Origin of the sequence: Jeotgalicoccus sp. S0W5 (assembly GCF_011634875.1) — a bacterium.
Classification (GTDB): Bacteria; Bacillota; Bacilli; order Staphylococcales; family Salinicoccaceae; genus Jeotgalicoccus; species Jeotgalicoccus marinus.
Window position 1 is genome coordinate 1 of record NZ_SIRQ01000020.1, and the last position, 2684, is coordinate 2684.

A 2684-nucleotide genomic window follows, 5' to 3' on the forward strand; every position below is an offset into this window, starting at 1 on the left:
AGCGAACACTGACATGATAAATTAGTGGTTAGCTATATTTTTTACTTTGCAACAGAACCACCGAGAAAATGTTGGAGACTAGAACAGTAATTATTTCAGGAGAAATTAATGATGAAGTTGCTAAAGACGTTTGCAATAAATTATTATTACTAGAATCCATGAGTGATGAACCAATTAATTTATTTATATCAAGTCAAGGTGGTCATGTAGATTCTGGATATTACATACATGATATGATTAACTTTATAACACCAAAAGTTAATATTATTGGTTCTGGATGGGTAGTTAGTGCTGGTGTATTAATTTATCTATCAGGTCAAAAAGAAAATAGATACAGTTTGCCAAACACACGTTTTATGATTCATCAACCTAGTGGTGGTGTACAAGGTCAGTCTACTGAGATGGAAATCACTGCTAAAGAAATCATTAGAACACGCGAAAAACTAAACAAACTCATTTCAAAAGAAACTAATCAACCATTAGAAAAAGTTGCAGAAGATACTGCTAGAGATTACTGGCTTAACACGCAAGAAGCACTTGATTATGGTATAGTAAATAAAATCATCGCACATAGAAATGAAATCAAGTAGTTGAAAAATCTGCACTCTGCGAATTTTTTGCGAACTTTTCAAATATAAAAAACACAAAACAACCCCGTAGGTATATGCCTACGGGGTTTTCAGATACAATATCTATTATTGTTCTTCTTTTTATATACTGCTATTTTATGAATAATCATCAGCATTCAAATCACTGTTAAATCAATGTTTTATAGTGATTATTTTCAGTTTGAAAGGCTATGAACATGTTCGCAACTTTGCGAACTTTTTGCGAACAAATCTACCCAATGCCCTTATTATCAAAATTATGCCCTTTTTTTGCCCTTGAAAATCACTTATTCAAATATTTACTAAAATATTGTTTATGCCAAATGAAGCTAATATTCTTTTAGAATAGTTGTAAGCCTTAATGCTAATTATTTATCAAATTTATAACCGGACTCTAAAAAAGAATCATTTTCTGGTTGATAATTGATCAATTTTTTTGCTTTAGATATATTCAATCTTTTAAATTGGTTATCAGATATACAATTAATAATTTCAAAATGATTTGTGAAATTAGTATCAATACATTTAGTTACAATTTGTGATAAATCTTCAGGACTAATATAAGCACTTAAATCTCTTGCATTTAATTTGAAATTTGTTTTTCTTAATTCATCAAAAGCACCTATTCTTAAAGCTATAAAGTCTATATTGGTTTCATTAGCAAAATGAGATGCCAAGGCTTCACTCGTAACTTTACTTACACCATAAAAATTGCCTGGTTTTGTAACATCATTCTCAGACAATTGTTTGTCATTTGGATACCCCTCAATTGTCTGGGCACTGCTAGCAAAGATTACTTTTTTTACATTGGCTCCAATACTCGCCATAAAAACATTATACGTACCTATTATATTTAAATTAAGTACATCATGAAAACTAGCATTAGGATTAGGCGTTCCAGCTAAGTGTATAACAATATCTATATTATCTTTTATTACCTCTTTACATTCATCAAAACTAGTTATATCTAACTTTTTTATTTTACATTTGTCAAATTGAGATTCATTCTTAACAGAAATATTAACATCAGTTATAGTTAAAAGATGTTCGTTTTTTAGTGCTTCAATAAGTGTGGTTCCAATATTACCAAAAGCTCCAGTAATTAATATATTCATATTATCACTCCCAAACTCTGCTAATTCATATATTTTAGAATGTAAGATATAAGCAATGGAGATTGCTCTTCTTGAACCAGATGTCCCGCCTCACTTATTGGTATTAATTTAGAATTTGGTATTAAATTATTCAATTTAGTTCCTTGTTCAATTGGAATCCATTCATCTTTTTCGCCCCATAAAATATATGTTGGAATCTCAATTTCACTATATTTACATTCAATCTCATCAGTGTATTTTTGGTTGGATTGTACAATTTGTTGATAAAAAGCTTTCTTTCCTTGTTCACTTAACCAAGGTTTTTTTATTGCAGATAAAGCTTCTTCATCTAACCTACTGTAAATTGCTCCTCCAATGTATGAATTCAATATACTTTCATGAATTTCCTTAGGTAATCCAATAAAAGCTTCTTCGTATTTTTCAACATGTTTATAAAATGGAGAGCCCCAAGGTGAAACAGCAACAGGATCTATTAACATCATTTTTTCAAATTTTTGGTTATTTAGTAAATGTGTTCTTAAAGTAGTAGCTCCACCAAAATCATGCCCAATTATTTTAGGCTGTTCTAATTGCCAATGTTCAATCAGTTTAAAAAGAATTTCATTTTGTATTTCTAATGATACATTTTCAACATCTTTTTCTGAAGCGCCATAACCTAAAAGGTCATAATAATAAACGGTATACCATTCACTAAGAGCAGGAATAATCTTTCTCCAATTATATGAAGACCAAGGTGTTCCATGTACTAAAACCAAAGGTTCACCAGAACCAACAATGTTGTACTTAACATAACCATACTTAGTCTTATAAACTTTATCAGGGTAGACAAACTTATTTTTCAATTATTATTCCTCCTTTATGGTTCTGTTGCAAAGTTGAATTTATAGTATAATTTTAACATAAAGGAGTCTTCTGTATGAACTATTTCAGATATAAACAATTTAACAAGGATGTTATCACT

At 29.7% G+C, this 2684-nt stretch carries 2 protein-coding genes and 1 pseudogene; 1 reads left to right on the forward strand and 2 read right to left on the reverse strand.

Annotation, left to right across the window (positions count from 1 at the left end; genetic code table 11):
• Positions 1 to 44: 44 nt before the first annotated feature.
• A pseudogene (locus EYB29_RS11235) lies at positions 45 to 590 on the forward strand (ATP-dependent Clp protease proteolytic subunit); the annotation flags it as partial.
• Positions 591 to 976: 386 nt separating this feature from the next.
• On the opposite strand, the gene EYB29_RS11240 reads toward EYB29_RS11235, so the two are convergent.
• Together EYB29_RS11240 and EYB29_RS11245 are read right to left on the reverse strand one after the other, a co-directional pair.
• Entirely contained in the window at positions 977 to 1723 is a 747-nt protein-coding gene (locus EYB29_RS11240; RefSeq protein WP_166627296.1) for an NAD-dependent epimerase/dehydratase family protein, read from the reverse strand.
• A gap of 20 nt (positions 1724 to 1743) precedes the next feature.
• A complete protein-coding gene (locus EYB29_RS11245) occupies positions 1744 to 2565 on the reverse strand; it encodes an alpha/beta fold hydrolase (RefSeq protein WP_166627297.1) in 822 nt (273 codons plus the stop codon).
• Positions 2566 to 2684 lie beyond the last annotated feature (119 nt).

Excerpts from the sequence above, each read along its gene's own strand:
- EYB29_RS11240 (WP_166627296.1), bottom strand. The coding sequence starts at position 1,723 with ATGAATATATTAATTACTGGAGCTTTTGGTAATATTGGAACCACACTT.